General features: G+C 38.0%; 15 protein-coding genes and 1 riboswitch. Of the genes, 6 read left to right on the forward strand and 9 right to left on the reverse strand.

Annotated elements, in window-relative coordinates; all coding sequences use genetic code 11:
* Window positions 1-151 precede the first annotated feature (151 nt).
* The gene (locus HS960_RS18395) at window positions 152-1402 is read left to right on the forward strand and encodes an ROK family transcriptional regulator (protein WP_153844923.1); all 1251 of its coding nucleotides are present in this window, start codon (window positions 152-154) and stop codon (window positions 1400-1402) included.
* Here HS960_RS18395 and HS960_RS18400 read toward each other — a convergent pair.
* From HS960_RS18400 to HS960_RS18435, 8 genes are all read right to left on the reverse strand, one after another.
* Complete coding sequence (locus HS960_RS18400) at window positions 1399-1758, reverse strand: CoA-binding protein (RefSeq protein ID WP_153844922.1); 360 nt, start codon at window positions 1756-1758, stop codon at window positions 1399-1401. The genes HS960_RS18395 and HS960_RS18400 overlap by 4 nt on opposite strands.
* 128 nt (window positions 1759-1886) lie before the next feature.
* Window positions 1887-3077: a serine hydrolase domain-containing protein gene (locus tag HS960_RS18405; RefSeq protein WP_153844921.1), complete on the reverse strand. Its 1191-nt coding sequence runs from the start codon at window positions 3075-3077 to the stop codon at window positions 1887-1889.
* Between the two features lie 382 nt (window positions 3078-3459).
* On the reverse strand, window positions 3460-5085 hold the full coding sequence (locus HS960_RS18410) for a pyruvate dehydrogenase complex dihydrolipoamide acetyltransferase (RefSeq protein WP_182330316.1): 1626 nt from the start codon (window positions 5083-5085) through the stop codon (window positions 3460-3462).
* A gap of 29 nt (window positions 5086-5114) precedes the next feature.
* On the reverse strand, window positions 5115-6110 hold the full coding sequence (gene pdhA / locus HS960_RS18415; RefSeq protein ID WP_046674850.1) for a pyruvate dehydrogenase (acetyl-transferring) E1 component subunit alpha: 996 nt from the start codon (window positions 6108-6110) through the stop codon (window positions 5115-5117).
* Window positions 6111-6353: 243 nt separating this feature from the next.
* A complete protein-coding gene (gene hisS, locus HS960_RS18420) occupies window positions 6354-7736 on the reverse strand; it encodes a histidine--tRNA ligase (protein ID WP_182330318.1) in 1383 nt (460 codons plus the stop codon).
* A gap of 24 nt (window positions 7737-7760) precedes the next feature.
* Window positions 7761-8501, reverse strand: coding sequence for a ribonuclease III (gene rnc, locus HS960_RS18425; RefSeq protein WP_075990857.1), 741 nt, complete (start codon window positions 8499-8501; stop codon window positions 7761-7763).
* Between the two features lie 84 nt (window positions 8502-8585).
* A complete protein-coding gene (gene fabF / locus HS960_RS18430; protein ID WP_120333106.1) occupies window positions 8586-9839 on the reverse strand; it encodes a beta-ketoacyl-ACP synthase II in 1254 nt (417 codons plus the stop codon).
* Between the two features lie 27 nt (window positions 9840-9866).
* A complete protein-coding gene (locus tag HS960_RS18435; protein WP_028070665.1) occupies window positions 9867-10103 on the reverse strand; it encodes an acyl carrier protein in 237 nt (78 codons plus the stop codon).
* A gap of 287 nt (window positions 10104-10390) precedes the next feature.
* On the opposite strand from HS960_RS18435, the gene HS960_RS18440 reads away from it, so the two are divergent.
* Both HS960_RS18440 and pyk read left to right on the forward strand, forming a co-directional pair.
* On the forward strand, window positions 10391-10885 hold the full coding sequence (locus HS960_RS18440) for an IPExxxVDY family protein (protein ID WP_227550100.1): 495 nt from the start codon (window positions 10391-10393) through the stop codon (window positions 10883-10885).
* 134 nt (window positions 10886-11019) lie between these two features.
* Window positions 11020-12447 carry a pyruvate kinase gene (pyk, locus tag HS960_RS18445; protein ID WP_153844918.1) on the forward strand — a complete coding sequence of 476 codons (1428 nt, stop codon included), beginning with the start codon at window positions 11020-11022 and terminating at the stop codon, window positions 12445-12447.
* Window positions 12448-12494: 47 nt separating this feature from the next.
* Here the strand turns inward: pyk and HS960_RS18450 are convergent, their stop codons facing one another.
* The gene (locus HS960_RS18450; protein ID WP_153844917.1) at window positions 12495-12824 is read right to left on the reverse strand and encodes a hypothetical protein; all 330 of its coding nucleotides are present in this window, start codon (window positions 12822-12824) and stop codon (window positions 12495-12497) included.
* Window positions 12825-13205: 381 nt separating this feature from the next.
* Between HS960_RS18450 and HS960_RS18455 the strand changes: the two genes are divergently transcribed.
* The 3 genes from HS960_RS18455 to metE all read left to right on the forward strand — a co-directional run bounded on the left by HS960_RS18455 (window position 13206) and on the right by metE (window position 18509).
* Entirely contained in the window at window positions 13206-15038 is a 1833-nt protein-coding gene (locus HS960_RS18455; RefSeq protein ID WP_153844916.1) for a sensor histidine kinase, read from the forward strand.
* Window positions 15039-15140: 102 nt separating this feature from the next.
* Window positions 15141-15830, forward strand: coding sequence for a response regulator transcription factor (locus tag HS960_RS18460; RefSeq protein WP_172840643.1), 690 nt, complete (start codon window positions 15141-15143; stop codon window positions 15828-15830).
* A 184-nt stretch (window positions 15831-16014) separates the two neighbouring features.
* A riboswitch (SAM riboswitch) is annotated at window positions 16015-16118 on the forward strand.
* A 78-nt stretch (window positions 16119-16196) separates the two neighbouring features.
* Complete coding sequence (metE, locus tag HS960_RS18465; RefSeq protein WP_159731409.1) at window positions 16197-18509, forward strand: 5-methyltetrahydropteroyltriglutamate--homocysteine S-methyltransferase; 2313 nt, start codon at window positions 16197-16199, stop codon at window positions 18507-18509.
* Window positions 18510-18596: the final 87 nt, after the last annotated feature.

An 18596-nucleotide genomic window follows, 5' to 3' on the forward strand; every position in this document is an offset into this window, starting at 1 on the left:
TCTAAACTTATACGTAGAGAGGGGATAAGGAATCTTATCCCCTTTTTGCTAATTAGCCCACTTGCTTGTCAAGTGAGAAAAATAACCAAATGATTCCAAAACTTTTGCTAAATTAAAGCCCTGAGGATTCTATTTCAAAATATGATGTTTTATGACTAAAGCCGTAAACTTACTGATTAACAAAAAATTGGAGAGTAAACCTGAAAAGAAAAATCTGTTCAATAAAATCTCCATTATAAAATTAATAGCCGAATTAGGATCTGTATCGGTAAATGACATTGTAAAAAACCTCTATTTAAGCCTGCCTACGGTAAATAGCCTCATTGCAGAATTGCTGGAAGATGATTTTATCCGTCAATTTGACAAAGGAGAATCTATTGGAGGACGTAAACCCAATTTATATAAGCTTTGTGATGGATTGTTTCAGGTGCTATCGATTGAACTCCAACGTTTCTCCATCACACTGAGCATAATGGACAACAACCAGAACATTATTGCTGAAACGATTGAGCTTGATAATGAATTATCTCGCAATGGAGAAAATCTAGCTATTATCACACAAATCGTTGATCAATATCTCATCGATAAATCAGTTGATACCGAGAACCTAACAGGGATTATTATTGGCATGCCAGGACTAATCAACGCTGAAGAAGGTACCAACGAGACTTTTTTACATGAGGACAATCAATCCATAACAAACTATTTTGAGCGCATATATAAAAAACCGGTCTTCATTCTGAATGACGTCAAAGGTGCAGCTTATGCTGAATTAAAATTTGGATTGGCAAAAAACACAAAAAACAGTTTAATTATCCTAATGGATTGGGGGATAGGTTTAGGAATCGTGTCCAATGGCGAAGTCTACCTAGGCCGTGATGGCTACTCCGGCGAAGTAGGACATATGCCCTTTATCGACAACGGTGAACTTTGCTATTGTGGGAAAAGGGGCTGTTTGGAAACCGTAGCTTCCGGAATTGCTTTGGTCAACAATGCTAAACAGGAAATCCAAAAAGGAGAGCTGACTAAATTAAATGAATTGCAACCCGATGAATTACAACATTTAACACCGACACATATTATTGAAGCGGCAAACAAGGGTGATCAATTTGCAATAAATCAGATTTCAAAACTAGGGACAAATCTAGGAAAAGCTTTTGCATCCTTAATACAGCTACTCAATCCCGAATTGATCGTGTTGGGTGGAAAAATTGCAAAAGCAAATGAATTGATCACGATTCCGATACAGCAAGCCATAAATTCCTATACCATGGCCATTTTGAAGGAACATTGTGACATAAAAGTGTCAAGTCTAAATCTCGACAGCAATACCGTGGGTCTGACAAATTATTTTATCACGAAGTACCTATCGGTTGAATTGCTTCATAAATCCAAAATCTAAAACTGTCCTGTACTCAACAAGACAAGAGTACAGGCTCTTTCTGTCTTAATACCGTGCTCCATAGCGAGCTGTTCCAATTCTGCATTCTCCGCACCAGGATTAAATATGATCCGTTTTGGCTTCGTCGCTAATATATAATCGTAATATTCTTTCTGATTAGGCTCACTAAGATACATTGTCACAGTATCAATATCTGTATAGATCTCACCTTTCTTTTCAATAGGAACTCCTGCAGCTTCCCCTCCACTCAAGCCAATATTGACGATAGCATGCCCATGTTTATGCAGCATATTTGCAGCTTTATTCGAATAACGTGAAGGATTGGTACTAGCACCTAAAATCAATGTTCTTTTCATCCCTTTTTATATCTTTTGTATTTACCTGTTGCATGCACACTCAAGGCGTGTAGATTATCTTCTTTGCCTGCTAATTACAATAGGATAAAGAAGATAATCCAAATTCTCAAAATAGCATCGCTCAGAAATTACTCATCAATGATAAAATCACCATGATTGCTATACGCATTTTTACGCAATACTGGCATTCCCATGATTTTATAAAGCTCGTCCAACTTGACCAAGCTTCCATTCGTCATATTAGAAAGTAAAACAATAACAATGTTTCTTTTCAAATCTCTTACATAAATATGTCTAAAACCGTGCCACCAACCTGTATGGTATACGATATGATCATTACCATGCTCAAACGTACGCCAACCGTAACCATAGCTAAAGATTCCCTTTTTGGCATCGGGATATCCCCGGTATGCCGAATCCAATGTTGACTGCTTTAACAATCGTCCATCTCTCAAAGCAAGATCAAAACGATAAAGGTCACGCACTGTACTATAAATTCCTTTGTCACCAAGCGGTCCATCCTGAAAATTTTGCACGACCGATCTTCGCCATACCTTGTCATGCCCAATAACGTTAGTCGGGATTTTATCATACACTGCCTTAGAAAGTGCAGCTGTATTTGTCATTCCGGCAACATTAAATACGCTATCTTTCATATACGTAGCATAATCTTGCTTTGATATCTTTTCAATAATGGCCCCTAAGACCATAAAGTTCGAGTTATTGTAAAAGAAACGGCCTCCTGGCGCACCATAGCGATTAGGCTTAAATTCGGTCAGCATTTTCATCACATCCTGATTCGTCATTCCTTTCTTGCGATCAGGCCAATGTTCCTCTGAAAAATAAACGTAATTAGGTAATCCCGAACGGTGTGTCAATAACATTTTTATGGTAATACCAGGATAAGGAAAATCTGGATAGAAGTCATTGATCGTTTGATCGAGCCGTAACTTTCCTGCCTCCACTAACTTTAAAATTCCGACAGCTGTAAGCGGTTTAGAAACGGAAGCGAGTTCAAATTTGTCATCAATTTTTAGACTATCCCGTTTTAAGTAATTGGCCCAGCCGAATGTATTCTGATATAAGATTTTACCATCTTTAGCAACAAGAACATTCCCATTGAATGCAGCTTTTGAATGAAGATTTTTCATAAAAGCATCGATCTTCTGATCTGCATTATTTGGATTATAGATGAGCCTTGTGCTATCCACTTTTGCCTGCGCTATCGCTGCTTCCTTCTGTTTTTTCTCTTTTGAACTACAAGCCACTGTAGATACAAACAAAAGAGCGACTATTCCCTTTAAAAAAAATAATTTCACTATACTAAGTCTCCCGGATTTTTGTGTTTTCTGTATTGTATATCAATAAATAGCCCCTATTTCCTGTGTCCTAAATAATATCAAATTATTGAAGCTCGTAATAGAAGGACCAGCATACTGATAATAATGCTAAAATGAAGATTTTAGTATAAAAAAACGAATTTTTCCCCACAATAATTGTTATTCATCGTATATGTTACCTTTTTTACGCACAGACTCTCCTTTACTATAGCGTTGGACAACGTGTACTTACTTCAACCAAACAGATAACGATAGAAACTATCGGTAAAAAAAGCTTTCCCGTGGAATGAGCTTAATCAATTAAGGCCATAAAAAAAGCCACTTTATTACTAAAGTGGCTTTTAATTCCTCTATTAAAGGATTATGCTAATAATCTTACTGGATTTTCAACCAAAGATTTTAATGTTTGCAAAAATGCAGCTCCAGTTGCACCATCAACCACGCGGTGATCACAACCCAAAGTCACTTTCATTACATTACCAGAAACTACAGCACCGTTTTTAACAACAGGAACTGCTTGAATAGCACCAACAGAAAGAATAGCTCCATCTGGTGAGTTGATAATGGATGTAAATTCGTCAATTCCAAACATACCTAAGTTGGAAACTGTAAATGTAGATCCTTCCCAATCCGCAGGCTGTAATTTTTTAGCTTTCGCCTTTTGGGCGAAGTCTTTCACCTCTGCAGAGATATGTGACAATGATTTACCATCTGCAAAACGCACAACAGGAACTAATAAACCATCTTCAACAGCCATTGCAACACCAATGTTGGTATGCTCGTTGAAACGGATTTTATCGCCTTGCCATGAAGAGTTTACAGCAGGATGTTTTTTCAAGGCAACAGCAACAGCTTTTACAACGATATCATTGAAAGAAACTTTTACTGGAGCAATCTCATTGATCTGTGCACGAGCAGCCATTGCATTGTCCATGTCAATAGATACAGTCAAATAAAAGTGTGGAGCTGTAAACAATGACTCTGCTAGACGACGCGCAATAGTTTTACGCATTTGGTTAACTGGTTTTTCAGTATAACGCTCTTCACCAACAAATGTAGGCAAAGTAATTGCTTTTGCTTCGGTTGCAGGAGCAGCTTTTGTCTCCGCAGGTTGTGCAGCAACAGGAACAAATGATTCAACGTCTTTCTTCACAATACGGCCACCATCTGCAGAACCTTTGATATCACCTAAGTTGATCCCTTTTTCTTGTGCAATTTTACGTGCTAAAGGAGAAGCTTTCACACGAGAATCATCGCTTGAAGACGATGCTACCGGTGCAGCAGTTACAGCAGCAGCTGAATCAGCTTTAGGAGCTTCAGCACTTTCCGCCTTTGCAGGTGCAGATTTTTGATTTAACAAAGGTGTGATATCAGTTCCAGCAGGACCAACGATCGCGATGATATCGTTAACCTTTGCAGCTTGTCCAGCTTCAAGACCAACATATAACAAGGTACCATCAGCATAAGCTGTAACTTCCATAGTCGCTTTATCAGTTTCTACATCAGCAATAGCATCGTCAGATTTAATCGTATCACCAACTTTGAAGTTCCATTGCGCAATGACGCCCTCTTTCATGGTATCACTTAACAAAGGCATTGTAATAACTGTACATCCCAATTCTTCAGGAGTTACAGTACTAGCCGAAGATTCTGATCCAGAAACTTCTTCTGCTTTTTTTTCTTCAGTTTTTTCTGGTGCTTTTTCAGCAGCAGGTGCATCACCACTCAACAATGCTTGAAAATCTTCACCCGGCTCTCCTAAAACAGCAATAACAGCATCAATAGCTACTGCTTCGCCTTCTTTGGGACCAATATATAAAAGAGTTCCTTCTTGGTAAGACTCAAAGTCCATCGTAGCTTTATCTGTTTCAATCTCAGCTACTAAATCACCAGAATTTACTTTATCACCAACTTTTTTGTGCCATTTCGCGATGACCCCTTCGGTCATTGTATCGCTCATTTTCGGCATTCTTACTACTTCAGCCATTCTTTATTATATTATCAAGTTAAAGAGTATTAATCTAAAATAAATGGATAGTCTTGTTGTACATATACATCTTTGTACAATTCATCTGCAGTTGGATAAGGAGATTCCTCTGCAAATTTCACAGACTCCTCAACGACCTTTTTCACATCAGCCTCAACTTCTGCAAACCAAGCGTCATCTGCATAGTTGTTTTCTAAAATAGCATGTTTAGTCGACAACAATGGGTCACGGTCTTTATACGCTTCTAGTTCTTCTTTCGTACGATATTTAGCTGGATCAGACATCGAGTGTCCTTTGTAACGGTATGTACGAATTTCTAGGAATGTTGGACCTTCTCCTGCACGAGCACGTTGAACAGCTTCGTCCATCGCATTATGTACAGCAACAACATCCATTCCATCAACCGGAGCAGAAGGCATATCGAAACCTAAGCCCATTTTGTAAATATCCTGCATGTTCGTTGTACGTTGTACAGAAGTACCCATTGCATAACCGTTGTTTTCACACACGAAGATAACCGGAAGTTTCCACAACATCGCCATGTTCAATGTCTCATTGAATGCACCTTGACGCACAGCTCCATCACCCATATAACAGATATTTACATTATCTGTACCAAGATATTTTTCAGCAAATGCAATACCAGCACCTAAAGGAATCTGACCACCAACAATACCATGGCCACCCATGAATTTGTGTTCTTTGGAGAAGAAGTGCATAGAACCTCCCTTACCTTTTGAACAACCAGTGATCTTTCCATATAATTCAGCCATACAAGCATTTGCGGAAACGCCTTTAGCCAAAGCGTGGGCGTGATCACGATAAGCAGTGATTAAAGAATCTTCAGGTTTGATTACTGACATCGTTCCAGCGACTACAGCCTCTTGTCCTATGTACAAGTGACAGAAACCACGAATCTTTTGCTGTCCGTAAAGTTGACCTGCTTTTTCTTCAAACTTACGCATAAGTAACATAGACTTATACCACTCCAAATATGTCTCTTTTGTTATAGGTGTTGAACTCATTTCAAAGTTTTGATTTTCTTACTATTCTAGACTACAAATCTAATAATTTTGGACGAATTTCCTTGCCCAAAAATCAATTTTATTTATACTTTAAGACACTTCTAAGACATTTGATTTAAAGTATATAGCATTTGATTGCAAATAAATGAACGGCACAATCAAATAAATCAAAAACTTATGAAAATAAAAAAGCCAAAGGACTTAATAATCATTTGGCTTAATCTATTTTATGCAAACTGTTTGCTATCGAAGTTTTTGTATCAGCTCACTTTCAGTTACCTTTATCTGTTCCCCGATTTCCATGTCCTTTAAAGACAATTGCCCTGAAGTAGCCTCTTCGTCACCCACTAATAATACGTAGGGAATTCCTTTCCCATCCGCATAACCCATTTGTTTTTTCAATTTTACAGGAGAAGCATAGAGTTCCGAAGCGATATTTTCCTTCCGAAGCTTATTGAGTAAATTCAGGGTATAACTTTCCAGTTGCTTATCAAAATTTATAATCAGGAGCTTGGTAGAATCGGCCTTACCGATAGGAAATAACTCCAGCTCTTCCAACACATCATAGATGCGATCCGCACCAAAGGAAACACCGACTCCTGTCAGCCCCTTCAGCCCAAACATACCTGTGAGATCATCGTAACGACCACCGCCACCTATACTTCCCATGGCAACCTCATTCGTCTTGACCTCAAAGATACAACCTGTATAATAATTAAGACCTCGAGCCAATGTAATATCCAGATCTATGATTTGATTAAGCAACTTTTCTTCAGCACCTAATTTGCTGACATAGTCAAACACTTCTTCAATCTCAGCAATACCATTTAAACCGACAGCAGAAGTTGCTAAAATCGTTTTTAAGGAAAACAGTTTCTCATCATTCGAGCCTTCCAATAAAATTATAGGTTTCAAAATAGCAAGATCTGCTTCTGTAAAACCTCTTTCCAACAGCTCTTTGTTGACACCTTCCAACCCGATTTTATCCAATTTATCGATCGCGACGGTCATATCCACAATCAGTTCCGGTTTTCCGATGATTTCAGCAATACCTGAAAGAATTTTCCGGTTGTTGATTTTGATATTAAAATCTTTCAGTCCAAAACGTTCGAAGGCTTCTTGATAAATCAAAATAAACTCAGCTTCATTCAATAGACTTTCTGACCCGACCACGTCGACATCACATTGATAAAACTCACGGTATCTTCCGCGCTGCGGACGATCTGCACGCCACACAGGTTGTACCTGAAAACGCTTAAATGGTAAAGTAATATCATTTTGGTGCATCACAACATAGCGTGCAAACGGCACCGTAAGATCATATCGTAGTGCTTTCTCTGATATATGAGGAATGAGCTTATTGGAATTTTTATCATGAAGCAGGTTATCTGGCGCTTTCGCCAAATAATCACCCGAATTAAGAATCTTAAAGATCAATTTATCACCCTCGTCACCGTATTTACCGGTAAGAGTTGTCAAATTTTCAAATGAAGGGGTCTGTATTTCATTATAGCCATATTTTCTGAATACCGTTTTCAGTGTATCGAAAATATAGTTACGTTTGATCATTTCGGAAGGTGAAAAATCACGCGTTCCTTTTGCCAAAGAAGGTTTTACTACTGCCATATTTGGCAAAGTTAATAAAATCCTTTATTCTACTTCCAGAATTTTAAGGAATTCACAGGCTTTTTCGGCAGCAGATTTCTCCGCAGATTTCTTATTAAAATCACGGCCAAGCCCACAAACAACGCCATCAACGACCGCTTCAATACTAAACATTTTAGAAGACTCCCCTTCTGGGTTGTCTGTTTGCCGAAATACGATCTCTTTGCCAGTATGTTGACACCATTCAATCAATCGACTCTTAAAGTTTGTTTCCGTCTGTTCCAATAGATGAATATCGACGTGCGGTTTAATAATTCGATTCAATAAAAAGCTCTTTGTAAAAACATAGCCCCTATCCAGATAGACTGCCCCTACCAATGCCTCAAAAGCATCTCCCAATAAGGATCCTTGTTTATTCGGAAAACTGATCATTCGCGCATCAAACTGGATAAGCTCATTAAACCCCAACTTTCTGGAAAGCTGGTTTAGGTTTGCTCTACTGACAATTTTTGAGCGCATTTCAGTAAGGAACCCTTCATCTTTATAAGGATACTTCTTAAATAACAGCTCAGCCACAACCGAACCCAAAACAGCGTCACCCAAGAATTCTAAACGTTCGTTGCTATTCTTTGCGCCCTCCTTAATTGTAACGGCGACAGACTTGTGTCTAAACGCCATCTTGTACAGATGTACATTTCCGGGAACAAATCCAAGCAGGTTTTTTAGTTTTCTAACGTATTCCCGATCTGGCGAAAAATATAATTTATATATCCTTGCAAAAGGCATCTCTTCTAAAAATAAGGCGACAAGTCCTAGTTAAAGAACCTGTCGCTAGCTCATATTATCAAACCATGTTTGAAGGATCAAACATTAAGCTTTATATTTTTTCACAATAACGGTAGCATTATGCCCACCGAAACCGAATGTGTTGCTCAACGCCGCATTAACGGTACGTTTTTGCGCTTTGTTGAATGTAAAATTCAAGTTATTATCAATTTCCGGATCGTCTGTAAAGTGATTGATTGTCGGAGGGACAATATCATTTTGAACAGCCAATATAGAAGCGATAGTTTCTATGGCCCCTGCAGCACCCAAAAGGTGTCCTGTCATTGATTTAGTTGAACTGATATTCAATTTATAGGCGTGTTCACCAAACAGGTCAACAATAGCCTTCGTTTCACTAATATCACCGACCGGTGTAGAAGTCCCATGAACATTGATATAATCAATATCTGAAAAATCCATCTCTGCATCATTTACAGCCATTGTCATAGCCAGTTTTGCGCCCAATCCTTCAGGATGCGATGCTGTGATATGATGTGCATCAGCACTCATTCCACCCCCTGCAATCTCTGCATAGATTTTTGCTCCACGTGCTAAGGCATGCTCCAAACTTTCTAAGATCAAGGCACCTGAACCCTCTCCCGAAACAAAACCATCTCTATCTTTATCAAAAGGACGCGAGGCTGTTTTAGGATCGTCATTTCTGGTTGACAAAGCATGCATAGCATTGAACCCACCAATTCCAGCTTCATTGACTGTAGCTTCTGATCCACCCGTAACAATCACATCAGCTTTGCCCATACGAATATAGTTAAAAGCATCTATCATTGCATTGGTAGCTGAGGCACAAGCCGATACGGCAGAAAAATTGGGACCACGAAGACCATGACGCATTGAAATATGTCCTGGAGCAATATCAACGAGCATCTTAGGAATGAAGAAAGGATTGAAACGAGGTGTTCCATCTCCTTTTGCAAAATTTGCAACTTCTTCAGTGAAAGTTGTTAAACCCCCAATTCCTGAACCCCAAATTACTCCGATACGATTTGTATCTAATTTTTCAAAATCTAAGCCAGCATCTTTAATTGCCTCATCTGTTGACGCAATTGCATACTGTACAAAAGGATCGACTTTACGAGCTTCCTTACGATCCATAAATTCATGCGGATCAAACCCTTTTACCTCACATGCAAACTGAGTCTTGAATTTTGACGCATCAAAATGCGTAATAGGAGCAGCTCCGCTTACACCATTTATTAACGCCTCCCAGTAAGCTGAGACGGTATTTCCAATTGGTGTAAGGGCGCCTAATCCTGTTACTACTACTCTTTTAAGCTCCATTTATTACGATTAGCCTAATTAAATTAGTTAGTTAACGTTTTTTTCTAAATAAGCGATTGCTTGACCAACAGTACCAATAGTCTCTGCTTGATCATCAGGAATAGCAACGTTGAATTCTTTTTCAAACTCCATGATCAACTCAACAGTGTCAAGTGAATCAGCACCTAAATCATTAGTGAATGAAGCTTCTGGTGTTACTTCGTTTTCGTCAACACCTAATTTTTCAACGATAATTGCTTTTACTCTTGAAGCGATATCTGACATGATTTTATAGTTTAATTGTTTAATAAATCTGTGCAAAGAAAAATAAATTTCATCAAAATTCAAACCTAAATTGATATTTAGATGAAAGTCACCACGTTAGGCGACCGAACTTATTCGCGTCTTATACTAGCTAACCCACTCTATATTAACTTAGTTCAAGTATAACAAAAAATATTTTGTATTCCAAACGCTCAGCTAATTAACTCAAATTTTACACAAAAAGTATATTCCAACCTTGAAATTATTAGTACCTTCGTTAGCAGAGGAACATATATTTAAGCATTAAAGTGGTCAATAAGTTAGTAGCAAGATTAGATATGGATATGGACGAAGAGTTGGATTTTACCCTACTCGCCATTACCTGTTCTTTGAAAGATTACCGACTCTGCCATTTCATCAACAAGGAGACTAATCTGAATTTTTCCAGAGGAAAAGAAAGCAAATACGACCACGATGGTCGACAAAAAAACAAACCCGAAGAAGAACTTGAATATCATATTATCTTTGACACAAAGAAAAAAATAAGCTACCACTTCACTGCTTTTCATCACCTTATCCCCGATGCCGATACCGAATATTTTCTTATCAACAATAAGAGCATCGAAGGAACTTATTTAATTCCTGAAAACCCCCACTTTGATTTTTTTATCATTATAAAAAACTACATCTGTGAGGATGACGTGGAACATATTATCAAAAGGATCAGCAAATTACCCGAAGTCGTCATTGCAAAAGAAATATCGCCAAAAATATTGAAATCTAAAGAAAATCTCATATTTTAGCAAACTGTAGGTTAGTGTAGCAAATACACCCCAGTTTAGATCTAAATTAATTCGATTTAGTTTTGACAGAACACAACAATATAGTTTGCTATTTGTTGTGATTAATGAAGAACATTTAAAATACAAAATAACAGATGGAAAAAGTTCAAAAAAGGACTAAAATTGTCGCAACATTAGGCCCTGCCTCGGCAGACAAACAAGTTTTGACCAACATGATTGCCAAAGGGGTTGATGTGTGCCGGTTGAATTTCTCTCATGGCAGCCAGGAAGATCACCTTAAGGTAATCGAAACTATAAATGCAATAAATAATGAAACAGGATTCAATGTTGCCATCTTAGCCGATTTACAAGGTCCAAAAATTAGGATCGGAAAAATGAAAGAAGGTGGCGCTGTTCTCGTGAATGGTTCAAAAGTTGAAATCACGACACACGAGCTTATCGGAGACGAAAACAGAATCTACATTACATACGAAAACTTTCCAAACGATGTTGAAGCCAACGAAATCATTTTACTTGACGACGGAAAACTTCAACTTCGTGTTTTAGAGACCAATCATAAAGACACTGTTGCCTGTGAAGTTGTACACGGAGGTGTTCTTACTTCACGTAAAGGCGTTAACTTACCAAATACCAAAGTATCTATCCCTTCGTTGACCGAAGAAGATTTAGACAACTTGAATTTTGCCTTGGATCATGGTGCAGACTGGATCGCTATGTCTTTCGTCCGTTCGGCAGAAGATATTTTTCAATGTAAAAAAATCATTGAGGCAAAAGGAAGCCATGCACGTGTAATCGCAAAAGTTGAAAAACCAGAAGCGATTGAAAATATTGATGCAATTATTGAAGCTACAGATGCTGTTATGGTTGCTCGTGGAGACTTGGGTGTTGAGCTTCCAATGGAAGAGGTACCAGGACTTCAAAAGATCATCGTACAGAAATGTAGAGATCTTTCAAAACCAGTGATCATTGCGACACAGATGTTGGAAAGTATGATCACTACACCACGTCCTACACGTGCTGAAGTAAATGACGTAGCCAACTCCGTATTGGATGGAGCGGATGCTGTGATGTTAAGTGGCGAGACTTCAGTTGGTGAATTCCCTGAAATCGTTATCGAAACAATGAGCAAAATCATTATCCACGTGGAACAAACTTCTTATCCTTATTATAATGAGAAAGTTAGTGAAATCCACGACGGAACACTTATTCCGGACGCGATTTGTGCTTCTTCAGTTTACCTTGCTCAAAAAACAAATGCATCAGCAATTGCGGTATTAACATCATCTGGAGCAACAGCGTTTGAAATTACAAGTTATAGACCAAATGTAGATATCTTAGTTTTCACAGGAACACAAAAATTGCTGAAACAACTCAGCCTACTTTGGGGAGTAAAAACATTTATCTACGACAAGTTCGAAAGCACGGATGGATCTATCCATGATGTTAACAAATTTATTGTAAAAAATAACTACGTTAAACCTGGATCTATCATTATCAATACAGCTTCGACGCCGTTAATCGAAAAAGGTAAAACAAATACAATCCGTGTTTCCCAGCTATAATGGACAATAAGGATTAAAGCAAAAAAAATAGTGTTCTAGATAGAACGCTATTTTTTTTGCTTGTTTGGATACAAGGAGTCGATTTTTAATTTAAAGTCCTTCACCTTTAACGAATCATTCAAGCGCCTAAACGGAAGATTGTTTTCTTTCTCATCACCTTTGGGCATTTTTTCTGTTCCTGGCATCGGAGCTAAACCATCCACACGATTTGGCTTCTTAATGGGCATATGATATTTTTCATCTGAAGAATCCAATTTTAGGACAGGCATCTTTGATTCTTTTTCCTCCATTAAAGGAATCTGCGGCTTTACCTTCACCTGCCCCAAAGCAATGGTCCCTATGGAAGATAATACCAATAATAATACATAACTTTTCATCTCTATATAGTTGTTAAAGAGTATCTGCACTCATTTGCACCAATGAACACGTTATACTCGGCTTATTCACTTCTACAGCAGCCAGACTCGACCGCGTAGATTAAATTTATCAAATAGACCAATTCAGCACATAATTCATTTCTATTCACTAATTTACAAACAACAGCACCTATATTTAAACAGATTGCTGTTAAACATTGTTAAAACAGCATCAAAACACATTAGCATCTTTATATTTGTAACAATTTAAGAAAATATGAGCTACCGGACCTTAAATGGCCACTCACATGGTATAAGGGATGGATACGCAAATGGTAAATAAACTGAGTGCTATAAACTTTGTTATATATTCAAAATACATTTATTTAATACCCAATTCTAATGAAGAAAAATAGCATTGTATTAATCATTGGACTGATGTCTCTAGCTCTAATTGGGGTATTGGCTATGCAATTCTATTTTCTGAGAGATTCCTATCGTCAAAAATCCCAATTATTTGATGAGTCCGTCAATGCTGCGATTACAGCTGTTGCCGGAAAGCTTGAACGACGGGAAGTGGTCGACTTTGCTAAAGTTCAACAGGAACGTAATATTGAAAAATCCAAGCAGGAACAAGCCAAACAACGTCTTTTGGCCGAGCAACTCGAAATACAGTATAGAATTGAAGAATTAAAAAACAAACAGCATGTTGTTTTCTCAAACTTTAAAGAGCAAGAAGACCAATTACGCGCATTGTATCCAAATGTAATTGAAATCAAGAATTCTTTTTACGAAACATACATCAAAAGACCGGAGTACCAGAAATTCATCAAATTTTCTGTTTCAAATGAGCTTACCGACGATAATCTGGTACAGGCTTTTATCATGTTAAATGCATCAAAGGTAGATGATCAGATTAGTGGAAAAGACGATAGCACACGGTTTGTTATCCCCCTTATGGACCCACTGGTCAATCAACAGACAAAATTCAGGGTAGCCACATTACCACCTAGAGAGAACACGAAACTTGCAAAAACAATTTCTGATTTGGAAAAAAGATTGGATATTCTCAACAGAAAAAATGCTTGGAGTGGTTTTAATGTATACGATTCCGTTGCCATGCTGGGGGGCAAAAAAGCAGACTACATCGAAGATGTTGCTATTGGAATGGAGCTGGCTAAACGTCCGTTAAAAGATCGATTGAATGTTATCATCGTCCAAGAACTTATCAAAGAAGAGTTGGCTCAACGCGACATTAAAGCTCCTTTTAATATTGAAATATGGAGTACAAACAATATATTACTGAATAATATTTTAAACGAAGCCGCTTTAAATAACCCAACAAATACAACAAAATACTCGACCGCACTTTTTAAAGGTGATATCGGTGCTGCGCCAGGGAAATTAACAATCTATTTCCCCAATAAAAAGGCAATAATCGCAGATAATATGGGCTATCTGTTACTACCTATGCTGGCACTACTTTTCTTGTTGGTGGGTTGTTTTGCTTATACACTGATTATCATCTTCAGACAAAAGAAAGTTTCGGAAATGAAAACAGATTTCATCAACAACATGACGCATGAGTTTAAAACACCTGTTGCAACAATTATGATTGCTAGTGAGTCACTTAAAGATCCAGACATCAATGCCGACCACAAGCGCGTTCAGAAATTGGCTAATATCATCTACGACGAAAATGTTAGACTCGGAAATCATATTGAACGTGTACTCGATTTGGCAAGACTAGAAAAAGAAACGCTAAAACTCGACCAGGTAGAAGTAAGCATCAATGATCTTGTTTCTGCAGTAACGGACAGTATGCAGCTACGCATGCAGAATATCGGCGGAAAATTCAGTATAGATCTTGCAGCGACAAAGGATATTGTCATCGGTGATGAGTTACATTTTTCGAATGTATTTTACAATTTATTGGATAATGCCATCAAGTACAGCAAAGGAGATTTACATGTCAACATCAATTCAAAAAATGTTGGCGATACCATTGTCGTCACTATTGCCGACAACGGTATTGGGATGAGCCGGGATCACCTGCAAAAGATTTTCGACCAGTTCTACCGTATTCCAACTGGAAATGTTCATAATGTCAAAGGATTTGGTCTTGGCTTAAGTTATGTACAGGACATCCTGAGAAGGCTGAACGGAAAAATTACAGTTAAAAGTGAAAAAGATAAGGGCACGACCTTTGAAGTAATTTTGCCTATTAAAAAATAAAACGTTCCTTTTTTGTATATTTCCTCTTTAAAAAATTTCAAAGGTTGAGGAAAGCTGATTTATCAGCATCAAGGGACATTGGTGAAAATTAATATAATCATTATGCAAAAGATATTATTAGCAGAAGATGATCCTAATTTGGGGGATCTTTTAAAAGACTATCTCGAATTAAAGGGAAAATTTGACGTCACATTATGCACGGATGGAGATGAAGCGATTTCTCAATTCAAAAAAAATAACTACGACCTCTGTATTTTCGATGTCATGATGCCAAAAAAGGACGGATTTACAGTTGGACGTGAAATCAGAAAAACAAACAACACTGTTCCTATTATCTTTGCCACAGCAAAGGGGATGATGGAAGATAAAACCGAAGCCTTTGAATTAGGGGGAGATGATTATATCACAAAGCCTTTTCGAGTGGAGGAATTATTGCTCCGCATCAATGCTTTGCTGAAGCGCAGTGTTCGAGACAAAGAAGAGGAAGTGGTTGCTGATAAATTTGAAATTGGTGATTATTTCTTTGATTATACAAGTCAGCAAATTTCTTACAAAGGACAGATGCAAAAACTATCCACCAAAGAAGCGGAACTACTACGTTTGCTTTGTTTAAAGAAAAATGATGTGCTGACCCGGGAAGAAGCTTTATTAAAAATATGGCATGATGACAACTACTTTACGGGTAGAAGTATGGATGTATTTCTCAGTAAACTTCGTAAATATCTAAAAGAAGATAGTAAGGTTGAAATTGTCAATGTGCACGGAAAAGGTTACAAACTTTTGGTGAGCTAAAAGAATGGGGAATGAGAAACAGTCATTCCCCATTTTTTATGCCACAACGTATTGAAACATGGCATACACTAAATCACGGATGAAAAGAAAAGAACAAAACAATTTTATCCTTAGTAGAATATAAAAAATTGATGCACTTTTATAAAAAATTTGCATTTCAAAAAGAAATGTTCTAACTTAGCGTCGCTTATAGAGAAAGGCAGAGGGAATAGACCCGATGAAGCCTTAGCAACCTGTCCCTTGACAAGGTGCTAAATTCTACCCTACTTGATATGGGAATGATAAGCCGAAGTCACCGAATTCTAGTGTGTCCTTCTCTCTCTAGCAAGAAATATAGTTGAAAAAGAAATATTAAAAACATTCATTATGTTATTGACTAACAATTTAGGTTACCCTCGTGTGGGCGCGTTCCGCGAATTGAAAAAAGCCAATGAGGCCTATTGGGCTAAAAAATCTTCTGTTGAGGAATTATTGGACACCGCAAAAAAAATTCGTGAAGGCAATTGGAAAACACAAAAAGATGCTGGAATAGATTTGATCCCTTCCAATGATTTCTCTTTTTACGATCAAGTATTGGATTTAACCCTTACTGTTGGTGCAATTCCTGCTCGTTACCATTCTTTATTGAATAAAGTAGACAACAATTACAGCTTAGATCTATATTTTGCCATGGCGCGTGGTTTCCAACAAGAAGGAATCGACGTGACTGCAATGGAAATGACCAAGTGGTTGGATACCAACTACCACTATATGGTGCCAGAATTCACAAAAGATCAAGAATTCAAATTGACGTCCGAAAAATTCTTAAATGAATATAACGAAGCAAAATCATTGGGCATCGATACTAAACCAGTTCTACTAGGTCCTATCACTTACCTTTTGATCGGTAAAGAAAAAGAAGCTGGCTTCGACCGCATCGATTTATTGGATAAACTTGTTCCAGTATATGAGCAAATATTAGCTAAACTAGCTGAGGCTGGTGCCCAATATGTTCAGATTGACGAGCCTTTCTTAGCATTGGATTTAGATGCTAAAGTAAAAGCTTTATATCAACCTACTTTCGAAAAATTAGCTGCAGCAGCAAAAAATATCAAATTAATCGCGACTACTTACTTCGAAGCTTTAAAAGACAACGAAGATATCGCAGTTAACCTACCTATCCATGCTTTACATTTAGATCTGGTACGCGGTGAAAACCAATTGGATACGGTACTAGCTAAAGTTCCTGCTTCATTAACATTATCTTTGGGTATTGTTGAAGGCCGTAACATCTGGAAAAATGATTACGAAAAATCATTGGTTAAAATCAAACAGGCTGTTGATGCATTAGGAAAAGACCGTGTATGGGTAGCTCCTTCTTCATCATTGTTGCACGTTCCTTTTGACTTAGACAATGAGCACAATGAGCAATCGCTACCAGCTGAAGTAAAAAACTGGTTAGCATTTGCTAAACAAAAATTAGCTGAGGTAAAAGACTTAGCCGTACTAGCGGAAGGTGAAGTTGATGCTGAAACAGCAAAACGCTTCGAAGCTAACAAAGCTGCTGCTGAAAGCCGTCGTACTTCTCCATTGATCCACAAACCAGAGGTTAAAACACGTACAAGCAATATCACTGATAACGATGCAAAACGTACTTCAGCATTTGCTGACCGTAAAGCAGCGCAACAAGCGAAATTCAACTTGCCGGCATTCCCTACTACAACTATTGGTTCATTCCCACAAACGAAAGATGTTCGTAAATGGAGAGCAGACTTGAAAAAAGGTGCTATCACGCAGGCAGAATATGATAAAGCAATCGCAGAAGAAACTGAGAACACAATCCGTCTTCAAGAGCAATTAGATATCGACGTATTAGTACACGGCGAATTCGAACGTAACGACATGGTTGAATACTTCGGTGAACAATTGGCTGGTTACGCTTTCACACAAAACGGCTGGGTACAATCTTACGGTTCACGTTGTGTAAAACCTCCAATTATCTATGGTGATGTATACCGTCCTGAAGATATGACTGTCCGTTGGTCTTCATACGCGCAATCATTGACTAACCGTCCGGTTAAAGGTATGTTGACTGGTCCGGTTACTATCTTACAATGGTCTTTCGTACGTAATGATCAACCGCGTTCAACAACGACTTACCAAATTGCATTGGCGATCTTGGATGAAGTACAAGCGTTGGAAAAAGCAGGTATCAAAATCATACAAATCGATGAACCAGCTATCCGTGAAGGATTGCCGCTACGTAAAGCTGATCAAAAAGATTACTTGAACTGGGCAGTACGTGCTTTCCGTGTTTCTTCATCAAATGTAGAAGACGATACACAGATTCACACACACATGTGTTACTCTGAGTTCAATAATGTAATCGAAGATATCGCTGCAATGGATGCTGACGTCATCACGATTGAGACTTCACGTTCTCAAATGAAATTGTTGAATGCTTTCGCCGGTGATTTCAAATATCCAAATGATATTGGTCCAGGTGTCTATGACATTCACTCACCACGTGTTCCAAGCAAAGATGAGATGGTAGATCTATTGCGTAAAGCAAAAGCAGTAGTTCCAGCAGAACAGCTTTGGGTTAACCCTGACTGTGGTTTAAAAACTCGTGCTTGGCCAGAAACCAAAGCGGCTTTAGAGTCGATGGTTGAGGCTGCGAAAATCTTAAGAGCAGAATAATTCTTAAACTATATTGATAAAGCCCTAGATGAAATTTCATCTAGGGCTTCTTTATCGGACCTTGGTTCGAAACAAAAACTGTTATCG

Source organism: Sphingobacterium paramultivorum (assembly GCF_014109745.1).
Lineage (GTDB): Bacteria > Bacteroidota > Bacteroidia > Sphingobacteriales > Sphingobacteriaceae > Sphingobacterium > Sphingobacterium paramultivorum.

Coding starts and splice junctions, on each gene's coding strand:
- HS960_RS18395 (WP_153844923.1), top strand. CDS start 152: ATGACTAAAGCCGTAAACTTACTGATTAACAAAAAATTGGAGAGTAAA.
- HS960_RS18400 (WP_153844922.1), bottom strand. CDS start 1,758: ATGAAAAGAACATTGATTTTAGGTGCTAGTACCAATCCTTCACGTTAT.
- HS960_RS18410 (WP_182330316.1), bottom strand. CDS start 5,085: ATGGCTGAAGTAGTAAGAATGCCGAAAATGAGCGATACAATGACCGAA.
- pdhA (WP_046674850.1), bottom strand. CDS start 6,110: ATGAGTTCAACACCTATAACAAAAGAGACATATTTGGAGTGGTATAAG.
- hisS (WP_182330318.1), bottom strand. CDS start 7,736: ATGGCAGTAGTAAAACCTTCTTTGGCAAAAGGAACGCGTGATTTTTCA.
- rnc (WP_075990857.1), bottom strand. CDS start 8,501: ATGCCTTTTGCAAGGATATATAAATTATATTTTTCGCCAGATCGGGAA.
- fabF (WP_120333106.1), bottom strand. CDS start 9,839: ATGGAGCTTAAAAGAGTAGTAGTAACAGGATTAGGCGCCCTTACACCA.
- HS960_RS18435 (WP_028070665.1), bottom strand. CDS start 10,103: ATGTCAGATATCGCTTCAAGAGTAAAAGCAATTATCGTTGAAAAATTA.
- pyk (WP_153844918.1), top strand. CDS start 11,020: ATGGAAAAAGTTCAAAAAAGGACTAAAATTGTCGCAACATTAGGCCCT.
- HS960_RS18450 (WP_153844917.1), bottom strand. CDS start 12,824: ATGAAAAGTTATGTATTATTATTGGTATTATCTTCCATAGGGACCATT.
- HS960_RS18455 (WP_153844916.1), top strand. CDS start 13,206: ATGAAGAAAAATAGCATTGTATTAATCATTGGACTGATGTCTCTAGCT.
- HS960_RS18460 (WP_172840643.1), top strand. CDS start 15,141: ATGCAAAAGATATTATTAGCAGAAGATGATCCTAATTTGGGGGATCTT.
- metE (WP_159731409.1), top strand. CDS start 16,197: ATGTTATTGACTAACAATTTAGGTTACCCTCGTGTGGGCGCGTTCCGC.